Annotated in this window: 11 protein-coding genes; 6 read left to right on the plus strand and 5 right to left on the minus strand. The window is 74.1% G+C overall.

What is annotated here, in order from left to right; genetic code table 11:
- Positions 1-24: 24 nt before the first annotated feature.
- Positions 25-411 carry a BlaI/MecI/CopY family transcriptional regulator gene (locus tag C1708_RS29505; RefSeq protein WP_106415542.1) on the plus strand — a complete coding sequence of 129 codons (387 nt, stop codon included), beginning with the start codon at positions 25-27 and terminating at the stop codon, positions 409-411.
- 6 nt (positions 412-417) lie between these two features.
- A complete protein-coding gene (locus tag C1708_RS29510; RefSeq protein ID WP_106415543.1) occupies positions 418-1,350 on the plus strand; it encodes a M56 family metallopeptidase in 933 nt (310 codons plus the stop codon).
- A 14-nt stretch (positions 1,351-1,364) separates the two neighbouring features.
- Here C1708_RS29510 and C1708_RS34090 read toward each other — a convergent pair whose 3' ends face one another.
- The gene (locus C1708_RS34090; RefSeq protein ID WP_157951298.1) at positions 1,365-1,508 is read right to left on the minus strand and encodes a hypothetical protein; all 144 of its coding nucleotides are present in this window, start codon (positions 1,506-1,508) and stop codon (positions 1,365-1,367) included.
- A 140-nt stretch (positions 1,509-1,648) separates the two neighbouring features.
- Here C1708_RS34090 and C1708_RS29515 point away from each other — a divergent pair, with 140 nt between their 5' ends.
- Positions 1,649-3,031 (plus strand): LCP family protein, encoded by a 1,383-nt coding sequence (locus C1708_RS29515; protein WP_198602633.1) that lies wholly within the window; start codon positions 1,649-1,651, stop codon positions 3,029-3,031.
- A 253-nt stretch (positions 3,032-3,284) separates the two neighbouring features.
- Here the strand turns inward: C1708_RS29515 and C1708_RS29520 are convergent, their stop codons facing one another.
- Together C1708_RS29520 and C1708_RS29525 are read right to left on the minus strand one after the other, a co-directional pair.
- Positions 3,285-4,280 carry a sporulation protein gene (locus C1708_RS29520; protein WP_106415544.1) on the minus strand — a complete coding sequence of 332 codons (996 nt, stop codon included), beginning with the start codon at positions 4,278-4,280 and terminating at the stop codon, positions 3,285-3,287.
- A 93-nt stretch (positions 4,281-4,373) separates the two neighbouring features.
- Positions 4,374-4,592, minus strand: coding sequence for a hypothetical protein (locus C1708_RS29525; RefSeq protein ID WP_106415545.1), 219 nt, complete (start codon positions 4,590-4,592; stop codon positions 4,374-4,376).
- Between the two features lie 433 nt (positions 4,593-5,025).
- On the opposite strand from C1708_RS29525, the gene C1708_RS29530 reads away from it, so the two are divergent.
- Positions 5,026-5,412 (plus strand): hypothetical protein, encoded by a 387-nt coding sequence (locus C1708_RS29530; RefSeq protein WP_133169089.1) that lies wholly within the window; start codon positions 5,026-5,028, stop codon positions 5,410-5,412.
- 459 nt (positions 5,413-5,871) lie between these two features.
- Here C1708_RS29530 and C1708_RS29535 read toward each other — a convergent pair whose 3' ends face one another.
- Positions 5,872-6,159, minus strand: coding sequence for a dsRBD fold-containing protein (locus C1708_RS29535; protein WP_106415547.1), 288 nt, complete (start codon positions 6,157-6,159; stop codon positions 5,872-5,874).
- Between the two features lie 157 nt (positions 6,160-6,316).
- Positions 6,317-7,060, minus strand: a complete 744-nt coding sequence (locus tag C1708_RS29540) for a CBS domain-containing protein (protein ID WP_106415548.1) — start codon at positions 7,058-7,060, stop codon at positions 6,317-6,319.
- 319 nt (positions 7,061-7,379) lie between these two features.
- On the opposite strand from C1708_RS29540, the gene C1708_RS29545 reads away from it, so the two are divergent.
- The gene (locus C1708_RS29545; protein ID WP_106415549.1) at positions 7,380-8,258 is read left to right on the plus strand and encodes a universal stress protein; all 879 of its coding nucleotides are present in this window, start codon (positions 7,380-7,382) and stop codon (positions 8,256-8,258) included.
- A 735-nt stretch (positions 8,259-8,993) separates the two neighbouring features.
- Positions 8,994-11,378, plus strand: a complete 2,385-nt coding sequence (locus C1708_RS29550) for a phosphoketolase family protein (RefSeq protein ID WP_106415550.1) — start codon at positions 8,994-8,996, stop codon at positions 11,376-11,378.
- The last annotated feature ends 212 nt before the right edge of the window (positions 11,379-11,590 follow it).

Here is an 11,590-nt window from a genome sequence, read left to right on the forward strand (position 1 = left end):
GCGGCGGCGGAAGGGAGGCGGGGTGTGACTGAGCAGCAGCGTCCCCGGCGGCGGGGGCAGGGCGAGCTGGAGGCGCTGGTCCTGGCGGCGCTGCGGGAGGCGGACGGCCCGGCGACGGCCGGCTGGGTGCAGGAGCGCCTGGGGGGCGGCCTCGCCTACACGACGGTCGTCACGATCCTGACCAGGCTGCTGGCCAAGGACGTGGTCACCCGGGAACGGGCGGGCCGGTCCTTCGCCTGGACCCCGGCCTCCGGCCATGCCGGTCTGGCCGCTCACAAGATGCGCCGGGTGCTGGACGCCGAGAGCGACCGGGAGGCGGTGCTGGCCAGCTTCGTCACCGGTCTCGGCCCGGATGACGAACGACTGTTGCGCGAGCTGCTGGGCCGGACCCGGAGCGAAGGGGAAGACTGAGACCTCATGGGGGTGTTCGTCTTTCTGCCGCTGGTCCTGCCGCTGACGGCCTGGCCGATCGCACGCCTGGCCGAGCAGCATCTCCACCCGCGCACCGCGACCAGGCTGCTGACCGCGGTGGCGGCGACGATGGCGGTGTGCAGCACGGTGTGCCTGGGGCTGGTGATGGTGGTCGGCACCGCCCAGCTGCCCGGCAACCCGCTGCCCGACGGCTGGTCCGACCCGGAGGTGCGGGCGGCGGTCCCCTATGACGAGGTCGCCGGCAAGGCGGCGATCCCCGCCCTGTGCGTGGTGCTCGTGGCGTGCGGGCGGACGCTGTGGCGGCACGGCCGGGTGCGCCGTCGTGCTCACCGGGCGCTGGCCGGGCTGCGGGAGACGGAGGCCGCGGTCCTGCCGGACGACGTGCCCTACGCCTACGCGCTGCCGGGCGGTCGCCGGGATCGCGTGGTGGTGACCACAGCCCTGCTGGACTGCCTCGAACCGGCCGAGCGCCGGGCGCTGTTCGCCCATGAACGGGCTCACTTGGCCGCCCGCCACCATCGTTTTCTGCTCGCCGTCCAGCTGGCCGCGCGGGCCAACCCCTTCCTGCGGCCGCTGCGCACGGCGGTGGCGTACACGACGGAGCGGTGGGCGGACGAGGAGGCGGCTCGGGCGGTCGGCAGCCGCCGCACCGTGGCGTACGCGATCGGCAGGACGGCCCTGGTGTCCCGGGGCACTCCGGTGGCCACGCTGGCGGGCTTCGCCGCGGCCGGACCGGTGCCGCGCAGGGTGGCGGCCCTGCTCGGACCTGCTCCGGCGGTGCGCCGCTGGCCGTCGGTGTTCACCTCGGTGGGCCTGGCGGCGTGGGGTGCCGCCGCGGGGGCCGTCGTCTCCGCGATGTCGTCCGCGAACTCCGCCGTGACGATGGTCCTCATCCTCTACGCGGCCACCCCTCTCTGACCTGGGCCGGGGTGTCAGGCGATGCCGGTGGCGAAGGCCATGAGGAACGCCGCTCCGCCCAGCGCGAAGAACGCGCTGATCCTCGCTGCCCGGTTTCGTCCCGCGAGCGCCCGCGGCGCCTTCCCGGCCGCCGTCCGCACATCGTCACCGCTGCTCACGCCGCCGTTCCGGCGGCGATGAGGCGACCCCTCCCCTCCTTGTCTCTACATGCATGTAGAGTTCACCCGTTCGGCGGCCATGGGGGTCGTAGGTCCGAGCGCAACGGACGGACACGATCGAGGCTGAGGAGTGAGCGCCAGTGAGCGGAACGGGAAGGCGGCGCGCGCCGGCCGGAACGGAAAGAGTCCGGCTGACGAGGCGGGGGAGGGTCCTGGCGTGGAGCGCGGGCGTGTGCTCGGTGCTCGTCCTCGGTGTCGCGGGTGCCGGCGCCTGGGTCTACAAGGGTCTGGACGACAACATCCAGGGTGCCGACGTCGACGACAAGCTCGGCGGCGACCGTCCGGTCAACCTCAGCCCCGGCTCGAAGAACATCCTGGTCGTCGGCTCCGACAGCCGCGACGGCGACAACGCGAGGTACGGCAGGGGCCTGACCACCATGCAGTCGGACACGCTGATGGTCGTGCACGTCCCCGCCGGCCGGAAGTGGGCCACCGTCGTCTCGCTCCCCCGCGACTCGTGGGTGGGGATACCCGCCTGCGACAAGGGCGACGGCACCACGTCCGCCCCGCACCACGCCAAGATCAACGAGGCGTTCGCGATCGGCGGCGCCGGCGGCGAGGTCGCCGGGGCCGCCGCCTGCACCATCAAGACCGTCGAAGCCGGCACCGGCCTGCGCATCGACCACTTCGTGTCCGTCGACTTCCAGGGCTTCAAAGGCATGGTCAACGCCCTGGACGGCATAGAGGTCTGCCCGGAGCGGGCCATCCACGACGAGAAGGCCCACCTGGACCTGGAGGCGGGCTGCCAGACCGTCAGGGACGAGGCGGCGCTCGGCTACGTGCGCGCCCGCTACAGCATCGGCGACGGCTCCGACACCGGGCGCATCGGCCGCCAGCAGGAATTCATGCAGGCGCTGGTCGAGAAGGCGCAGTCCACACTCACTAGCCCGAGTGCGCTGTACGGCTTCCTCGAGTCCGCCACCGAGTCCCTGACCACGGACGAGGACCTGGCCGGCATCAAGCCGCTGTACGGCCTCGCGTCCGAACTCAAGGGCATCCCCGCCGACCGCCTGACCTTCCTCACCGTGCCGAACTACCCGCGCGAGGCCGACGTGCCCACCGACAAGGCCAACGTCGTGTGGCAGTACCCCCAGGCCGCCGACCTGTTCACCGCCCTGGCCAAGGACCAGGAGGTCGACAAGAAGCGATTCCGGGCGGATGCCAGGACCCCTGTGTACGCCTCCTCCGTGCGTGTCCAGGTCCTCAACGGCACCGGTGTTTCCGGGCGCGCCGCCGCTGTCGCCGAGAAGCTGCGCGAGGCCGGCTTCACGGTCGTCGGCACGGGCAACGCCCCGGCGACCACCCGCACCACCACAGTCGGTCATCCGCCGGGTCTGGACGAACGGGCCGAAGTGCTCGCCTCCCGGCTGCCCGGTGTGCGGGCCGGGCAGGACACGGGCGCTGCCGCCGGCACTGTGACCCTGGTCGTCGGAACCGACCTCGATCCCGAGGGCATCCGGTGAGGCGGCCGGGTCCGAGCCCCGAGTCAGGCGTCCGCGGTGTTCCCTTCGGCGGCCGGCCGGGCGGTCCCGGTGACGTCGAGGGCGCGGTCCCACAGGGCCATGAGAGCTCCGTACGTGTCGGGAGGATGCCCGGACCCGGGTGCTCCGGACAGCGGTTCTCCTGCAACGGAGCAGAAGTCATCGGCGGGGGGCGGGGAGAAGTGCCTGCCCGCCCCCCGCTTGTGCGTCCTCTGTCGCCCGCCGGGGCCTGCCGTCAGCCCTCGTCCTCCTCGTCGCCTTCGAAGAAGTCACCGACCTCGTCGACGACTTCGGCCGCGACCATGCCGCCGACAACGCCGACCGCCAGACCGGCGGCACCCGCGGCGACGACGGTCCCCATGCCGGGACCGGATCGGTGGTGGTCGTCGTGGTGGTCGCCGTGACCGTAGTGCCCGCCGTGCCCCCCGGCGTACGGGTCGCCGTGGCCGTAGGCGCCGTGTGAGGCCCTGTGCTCGACCAACTGGCGTACCCAGTCGTCGACGTCGGCGTTCCAGTCGCGGGAGTCGTGGTGGCCGACGGTGAACCTGGTCAGCGCGTCGTGGCCGCCGGAGAGGAAGCCGCCACGCTTGTCCGCCTCCAGCACGACCTCCATACCGCCCGGGTGGGCGAGGAACGTCACCTCGATCTCGTTCACCTGGTGGGCGTACTGCGGCGAAGGAGTGATCTCGATCTCCTGGTAGAAGGGCAGTTGCTGCCCCGTGCCGCCGATGCGCCCGTACTCCAGGTCGGCCGACTTGAAACCGAAGCCGAGTCGGCCGAACGCTTCGAGGATCGCCTCCTGGGCGGGCAGCGGACCGACGGTCAGCGGATCGATGTCGCCTTTGTCCTTGGCGCCCGCCACCGACAGTTCGGTGCGCACGCCGAGCACGATGCCCAGTGGCTGTCCGTGCAGCTCGGTGATCGGGGTCTCCCACGGCAGCGCCAGGCTGAACGGCACGCTGTGCTGCTCGCCCTCGGCGAGCCGGAAGCCGCCGCCGACGGTGAACCGGTCGAAGGCGACGCCGCCCTCGCTCTCACCCTCCTCGTGCTCGACCTCGACGCGGGCGACGAGTTCCAGGGTGATGTGCTCGATGTCGACGTCGGCGTTGCCGCCCTTGAGGTGGACCTGGCCGGTGAGCGTGCCACCGGGCCGGGCGGGGCCCGGGTCGAGGACCGTGTCGACGGTGGGGCCGCCGACGCCGAGTGAGCCGAGCAGTCGTTTGAACACCATGGTGGCGTCCACTCCTTAAACGTACGTGTGTTCCATGAGGGCGGTGCCGCCCGCCCGACGGCGCGCGGCACCGCGGCGGTGCGCGGGGGCCGGTTACCGGGCCGCGTCGAGGGCGGCCAGCGCCTGCGCCCAGCGGGCGTACTTCAGTTCCGCCAGGTCGGCCACGGTCTTGACCCCGAACGCCTCCTGCAGCAGTTCGCCGTCGCGGTCGGAGACCCCCTTCAGCGCGGCCACCGGAGCGGCCAGGATCTCGGGCAGACTCTTGTCCGCCCAGGTCTTGTCCAGCACCTTGTCCAGGTCGATCGAAGCCATCTGTGTCATCTCCAAGAACGCGAGGCCCGGATTGCGCGAGCCTTCTACAGACGAGTAGAAGCATAAGGTGATCGGAGGCGAGGGGGGACACGGTCAGGGCGGGTGCGCCGGGAAAGACCGAAAACAGATTCTCGTGCCGGCCGGGCGCCGGTGTCTCGGAACGCGGCGCGTACTCCCGCCGGCGTACGCGTTCGCCTCGAAACGCTCTTACGGTGAGGCTGTGAGCCGTTCTGCCCCCTGACGCCGCCTTCGCATCCCCTGGCCGCTGCCCCGCCGTTCGCGGATGTGGCGATCGCGGCGGTCGTCGCGGGGTTCACCGGTTCGGACGCGGCGGTCAACGATCCCGGCCACCGGCAGGCCGACACGGTGACCTGGCTGCTGTTCGCGGTCTCGATCGGCGCGCTGCTGGTGCGCAGCCGGTGGCCGGTGGCGGTTGCCTGCTGGGCGACGCCGTCCTCGACGGTTCGTACGCCGAGGGGAGCCGCTGCCGGCGCTGTCCGGCATCGCGGCTCTGTCCTCCGTCGTCGGCGTGCTCGGCCTGGCGATCGGAACGTTCGTACGTCATACGGCCGGTGCGGTCGCCGCCGTGGTCTCCGTGCCGCTGCTGCCGTCCCTGTGCGGGCCGCTCCTCGGCGGCCTGCGGCGATGGGTCGCCGGAGCTGCTCCGACCGCTGCGCCGGAGAAGCTCACGCAGACGTCCGACGCGAGTCCGGAGGCGGTCGGCAGCCTGGGAGCCTGGCCGTCCCTGGCACTGGTCACCGGGTACACCGCCCTCGCCCTGGCCGGAGCGGCGCTGGTCCTGCGGAGGCGTGATGTCTGACCGCCGGCGCTTCACCCTGACCGCGCGCTCGCCCGCCTCGGGCGCGACGCCCGGGTCCGGCCCCTGACCCCGGACGGCCGGGAACGGCGCGGCCGTCACGACCACTGGCCGGTGCTGTACTCGTCCGTCGGCGGCGACGGCGGCCACGAGCCCCGGACGCGGGAGCACGAAGTCCACAGGAAGCCGTCGCTGCGCCGCACCCGGCACCCTTCCGGCCCGTGGCCTCCTGCAGCGGCTTCGCGCGTCCGCTCCAGCACCCGCACGCGGTACGGGCGGGCATGGCCTGTCAGGGGCTCGACCGGCAGACGTCGTGGGCGACCCGGCCGCCCGGGGTGCGAGCCGGCAGGCGCACGCCCCTACTGCCCGGCCGGACATCTGCGGGGCGCCCGCGTGCACCTGTCCAGCGGCGCCGGGGCCACGGGGGGACGCCCCGGCGCCTGCTGTGAGGGAGGCGGCCGGTCACAGGGACCAGCCCAGGACCGGGCCGGCCTCCGCGCCGCCCCGCGCGCCCACGCTCTCGACGTCGCGTTCCGCGAGGTCCAGCAGCTGCCGGCCCAGGTCGCGCAGGGCGCGGCCCGCCGCCAGTTCGTCGCCGATCTCCGGGACGTCCGGGTCCGCCGGGTTCCGGTGGGCGGTGCCGTGACCGGTGAGGGTCGTCGTCCCGGTCTCGAGGGTGGCGCGTGCCTTCGTCGTTCCCTCCTCCTCGAAGAGGTGGAGGCGGGTCTTCCATTCCAGGGTGTGCGACATGACTGCCTCCTCGGCCGGGGGTGGCCCGGGGTGTGCCGGCCGTTCCACGTCCACCGTCCGGCTCCGGCGGGCGCGCGGCGCCGGGCCGACGGTCCCGGGAACGTGCCGTGGGACCGGGTACCCCCGAAATCCGCGGCACCCGCGGCACCGGTGCCGGTCACGGGCGGGCGCCCCGGCCCCCGGGCTCCGCGGGTGCGGGGACCGCCCCGGCCGAACGCGGCCGCGTGTCGTCGACCCGGTACGACAACTGGTCGACGACCGCGACCACCCCGTCGAGGCGGCTCGCCGCACGCACCGCCACGTCGCTGTCGCTGCGCCGCTCCACCTGGCCGGTCAGGGTCACCACCCCGTCCTCGACGGTCACGGCGAGCGCCCGGGGCGTCAGCCAGAGGGCCGTCCCCAGGACGTCCCTGCGCACCGCGCGCTCGATGCCGCCGTCGGTGCGCAGCACGGCCTGGAGCAGGTCGCCACGGGTGACGATGCCGACGAGCCGCCCTTCGTCGTCCACCACGGGCAGCCGTTCCACGCCGTGTCCGGTCATGATCCAGGACGCCTCCGTGACGGTGGCGTGCGCCCCCACGGTGACGGCGGGGGCCGACATCACCGCGCCCGCCGTACGGGGCCGGCGTCGGCCGAGCACCGTACGGAGCAGGCGGCGGCCCGCCCTGCGCGGCCGGACCCGCCACGAGCGAGGGGCGTCGTCCGGCCCCGCCGTGCGGGAGCGGGGGCGCGAGAGGTCGGACGTGGAGATCACGCCGATCACCCGGTCCTCGTCGTCCGTCACCGGAAGGCCGCCGACGCGGTGCTCCGCGAGTGCGTGGACCACGTCCCCGAGCGGGGTGCCGTACGCGGCGGTGACCACGTCCGTGGTCATGACGGCGCCGACCTCGGTGGCCTTCATCGCTGAACCTCCTCACTGCGCGGGGTGTTACCGGCGGGACGGACCCCGCCGGGAGCGGTCGCTTTCAGCCTCCGGCGGCCGCCGTGCGGATTCCAGGGCCCCAGGGGGCAGGGAACAGGGCCGATCGGCCCAGTTGTCCGCGATGTCGTCGTTGTGAACGGCCCGCCGGCCCGCCGGCCTGCCCCCGTCGGCCCCCGCGCCCCGACCCGCTCGGGGCCTGTCGGGCCCAGGCCAGGGCCTGGCAGGCCCTCCCCGCCCGCCACCGCCCCGGCGACGCTGGGCGTCGGCGGGGGAACGCTCCGATCGAAAGGTGCTTGTCATGGAGTCGCCGGTAGTCGTCGGTGTCGACGGTTCCGCCGAGAGCCTGGCGGCCGCCGCATGGGCGGCCCACGAAGCCGCGCGCCGTGGAGCCGGTCTGCGGCTGCTGCACGTGCGGAGCCGGCACCCGCGGCAGAACGGCACGGACCCCGCCCGGTCCGCCGACCACAGCCCGGCCCGGCGGGTCCTGGAAAGGGCGGCCGAACACGTCCGTGCCGTCCGGCCGGACGTACGGGTGCACGAGGTCCGGGCCGAGGGGCCCGCGGCCACCGCCCTCGCGCGGGCCGCGGAGGACGCCGATCCGCTGGTCCTCGGCTCGCGCGGGCTCGGCCGGGTCGCCGGTCTCCTCGTCGGTTCCGTCCCGCTCGGCGTCGTGGCGCGGGCCACCCGTCCCGTCGTCCTCGTACGCGCGGACGCGGCGGGAGAGGAGGCGGGACCGCGCGGGGACGGCCGGCAGGACGTCGTGGTCGGGGTCGACGTCATCGAACCCTGCGACGAGGTGCTCGCCTTCGCCTTCGAGGCCGCCCGCCGGCGCCGTACGCGGCTGCGGGCCCTGCACGCCTGGCGCGCGCCCGACCGGCTCACCCCGGGCGCGGCCGGCGCGGGCCCGGCCGGTGACCAGGAGCGGGCCGGGGAGTGGCTGCGCTTCCTGTCCGCCGTGCTCCAGGTGTGGCGGGACAAGTACCCCGACGTCGAGGTCCTGGAGACGGTGGCCGAGGGCAAACCCGCGGGCGCCCTGCTCAAGGCGGCCTCCGACGCGCAGCTGCTGGTCGTCGGGCACCGGATCGCCGGCCGTTCCGCGCTGCCGCGGACCGGTCCCGTCGCCCACGCCGTGATCCATCAGGCCCGCTGCCCCCTGGCAGTCGTACCGCACGGCTGACCTCCGGACGACCGCGGGTCCACGCCTGTCCCGTGAGCGACGTCCGCACGCCCGCCCGCCGAGCACGGCACCGGACACCTGCCCGGTGCCGTGGACGTCCCCCTGGACCCTGGTGCCGCCCGGTGCGGTGCTCGGCCTGTTCGCGCACCCCGGCGCTCCAGCTCCTGCCGGCTGGTCGCCCGGCACCGGTGACTCCGCCGACGGTGGCGGGAGGGCCCGGGGCGCCTGCTCCGACAGGACGGGCGCCCCAGGTCCTGGTGCGTCACCCGCCGTCCCGGCCCCGGGAGGCCGCAGGGCCGGACGCGCTGCGACCGGACGAGCAGGGGAGCCGTGTGGCCACCGCGTGCGGTCCCGCTTCGACGGCGCCACCCGCACGGCCCTCCACCGGTCCGCCTGCCCGGTGGTCGTGGTCCCGCACGGAGAGGAGGGGGACTGAGGGCGGGCGGCCCTCCCCACCGGCCGGACCCTCGCCGCGCCGCTCCGCGCGGCGAGGGCCCCGGCCCGCGGGTGGCCGTACCGGTGCCGCGTCCGACCACGCGACCGGAAGCGGCCCACCGGCGGGTCCCTGCCGCCCCCCTCGCCGGGCGCCCCCGGCCCTGCGCCCCGCAGATGGCCCACGCGGCCCTGTCGGGACCCCGGCCCCCCGGGGAAGCTGAGGAAGGGTACCCACCCACAGGCACACCCCAGGCACACCCCCCAGACATCCCGGAACCACCGACGCGGAAGGACACCACGATGTCCGTCGACACGCACCAGGCCTCCGCCCCGCTCGGCGAGGACGAGCTGAGGACGCTGGACGCGCACTGGCGCGCCGCGAACTACCTGGCCGTCGGCCAGATCTACCTCATGGCGAACCCCCTGCTCACCGAGCCGCTGCGCCCGGAGCACGTGAAGCCGCGGCTGCTCGGCCACTGGGGCACCTCGCCCGGCCTGAACCTCGTCTACACCCACCTGAACCGGGTGATCCGGGCCCGTGACCTGGACGCCCTGTGCGTGTGGGGGCCCGGGCACGGCGGGCCCGCGGTGCTGGCCGGGTCCTGGCTGGAGGGGTCGTACACCGAGACGTACCCGGACATCACCCGGGACGCGGCGGGGATGGCGCGGCTGTTCAAGCAGTTCTCGTTCCCCGGCGGCGTCCCCAGCCACGTCGCCCCCGAGACCCCCGGCTCCATCCACGAGGGCGGCGAGCTCGGCTACTCCCTGTCCCACGCCTACGGCGCCGCGCTGGACCACCCGGACCTGGTGGTGGCCTGCGTGATCGGCGACGGCGAGGCGGAGACCGGTCCGCTGGCCGCCTCCTGGCACTCCAACAAGTTCCTCGACCCCGTCCACGACGGCGCCGTCCTGCCGATCCTGCACCTGAACGGCTACAAGATCGCCAACCCCACCGTGCTCGCCCGCGTCCCCGACGACGAGCTGGACGCGCTGCTCCGCGGCTACGGCCACGACCCCCTCCGGGTGACCGGCGACGACCCGGCCGCCGTCCACCGGGCGATGGCCCGCGCCATGGACACCGCCCTCGACCGCATCGCCGCCCTCCAGCGCGCCGCGCGCGAGGACGGCGCGACCGGACGCCCCCGCTGGCCGATGATCGTCCTGCGCACCCCGAAGGGCTGGACCGGACCCGCCGAGGTCGACGGACAGCCCGTCGAGGGCACCTGGCGCTCCCACCAGGTGCCGCTGCCCGGCGTCCGCGACGACCCCGGCCACCTGCGGCAGCTGGAGGCGTGGCTGCGGTCGTACCGGCCGGAGGAGCTGTTCGACGAGGACGGCCGCCCCCGGGCCGACGTCCTGGCCTGCGTCCCCGACGGCGCCCGCCGCCTCGGCTCCACCCCGTACGCCAACGGCGGGCTGATGCTGCGCGAGCTGCCGCTGCCGCCGCTGGAGCGGCACGCCGTCCCCGTGGACAAGCCGGGGGTGACCATGCACGAGCCGACCCGTGTGCTCGGCGACCTCCTCGAGGACGTCATGAGGGCCACCGCGGACCGGCGCGACTTCCGGCTGGTCGGCCCCGACGAGACCGCCTCCAACCGCCTGCAGGCCGTGTACGCGGCCAGCGGCAAGGCGTGGCAGGCCGGCACGCTCGACGTGGACGAGGACCTCGACCGGCACGGCCGGGTGATGGAGATCCTCTCCGAGCACACCTGCCAGGGCTGGCTGGAGGGCTACCTCCTCACCGGCCGGCACGGCCTGTTCTCCTGCTACGAGGCGTTCGTGCACATCGTCGACTCGATGGTCAACCAGCACATCAAGTGGCTGCGCGTCACCCGCCGCCTGCCCTGGCGCGCCCCCATCGCCTCGCTGAACTACCTGCTGACCTCGCACGTGTGGCGCCAGGACCACAACGGCTTCTCCCACCAGGACCCCGGCTTCGTCGACCACATCCTCAACAAGAGCCAGGAGGCGGTACGGGTCTACCTGCCGCCGGACGCCAACACCCTGCTGTCGGTCGCCGACCACTGCCTGCGCAGCCGCGACTACGTCAACGTGGTCGTGGCCGGCAAGCAGCCCTGCTTCGACTGGCTGTCCATGGAGCAGGCGCGGACGCACTGCGCGCGCGGCGCCGGCATCTGGGACTGGGCGGGCACCGAGACCGGCGACCGGGAACCCGACGTGGTGCTGGCCTGCGCGGGCGACGTCCCCACCCAGGAGGTGATGGCGGCCGCGCAGCTGCTGCGCCGGCACCTGCCCGAGCTGGCCGTGCGGGTCGTCAACGTGGTCGACATCGCCCGTCTGCTGCCCCGCGAGGAGCACCCGCACGGCATGTCCGACTTCGAGTACGACGGCCTGTTCACCGCGGACAAACCGGTGATCTTCGCCTACCACGGCTACCCGTGGCTGGTCCACCGGCTCGCCTACCGCCGCACCGGGCACCAGCACCTGCACGTGCGCGGCTACAAGGAGATCGGCACCACGACCACGCCGTTCGACATGGTGGTCCGCAACGACCTGGACCGCTACCGGCTGGTCATGGACGTCATCGACCGGGTCCCCGGCCTGGCGGTGCGGGCCGCCGCGGTACGGCAGCGGATGGAGGACGTCCGCCTGCGCCACCACGCGTGGATCCGCGAGCACGGCACCGACCTGCCGGAGGTCGCCGACTGGACCTGGGACGGCTGACCGGGCCTCACGCTCCCCGGATCGGCGAACACCCACACGGGGTGCTTTGCGGGTCCTTTACAGTTGGCGTAGAAGCAGCCATTCTGCTTCCACACATCTTCGTACTGTTCGAAAAGGAGCGACGGTCCCCCGATGGGTGATCCTCCCAGTAGTAACCGTGCCACCACCCGCAGTCCGCGTCGTGCGGCCCGACAGGGAGCGGGGGTGGCACG

The organism is Streptomyces sp. DH-12 (genome assembly GCF_002899455.1).
Taxonomy (GTDB): Bacteria; Actinomycetota; Actinomycetes; order Streptomycetales; family Streptomycetaceae; genus Streptomyces.